This window comes from Micrococcus sp. LASM2_SD2 (assembly GCF_057364565.1).
Genome location: NZ_JBNFOB010000452.1, coordinates 1 through 733, shown reverse-complemented (window position 1 = coordinate 733; position 733 = coordinate 1). Strand labels below are relative to the sequence as shown.

Sequence of the window (733 nt, the reverse complement as noted above, 5' to 3'; positions counted from 1 at the left end):
AGCGCGCCGTCCAGCCGACCGCCGGGCCGGTGGGCAGGTACGTGCGGTACACGTGCAGGTGGGGCCATGACCTCCCCGAAGGGCCGGCGGCCAGGTCCGCGTCCGAGGCGGAGGCGAGGGGGCCGTCGTCGGGGAAGGCCGCGGCGCAGTTCACGGACCAGGCGGGCGGTCTCCGCGGCCAGCTGACCGGCGGCCACGTCCCGCTTGGCCTCGAGCACCAGCTGTGCCCAGCGGGCCTTCTGTTCGGCGTCCTCCTCAGCGGTGCCGGCGGCAGAGGCCGGGGTGAGGGCGCGGTCGATCTCGCCGAGCGCGTCGTAGCCGGTGGTGCCCTCCACGGGCCAGGCGGCGGGCAGGTCCTCGCCGGGCTCGAGGATCTTCTCGATCCAGATCGGCCCGTCCGGCAACAGGGCGCGCAGGCGCTCAGCGTACTGGCCGGGGTCGGCCAGGCCGTCCGGGTGGTCCACGCGCAGACCCTGCACCCAGCCGTTCTCCACCCACCGGGCCACCTCCGCGTGGGTGGCGGCGAAGACCTCGGGGTCTTCCACGCGCACGCCGGCGAGGGTGGTGATGGTGAAGAAACGGCGGTAGTTCAGCTCCGCGTCACCCCGGGTCCACGGGACGAGGCGGTAGTGCTGCCGTCCGTGGGCGGCGCGGGCCAGCTCGTTCTGCGCGGCCTCGTCGCCGGCGTCCGCCGGCCGTGCACGACGACGGCCCTTCCCCTCCCCGTGCACGG

Annotated in this window: 1 pseudogene; it reads right to left on the bottom strand. The window is 75.4% G+C overall.

Features of this window, described 5'->3' with window-relative positions:
* A pseudogene (locus tag AC2W7A_RS13060) lies at positions 1–733 on the bottom strand (hypothetical protein); the annotation flags it as partial.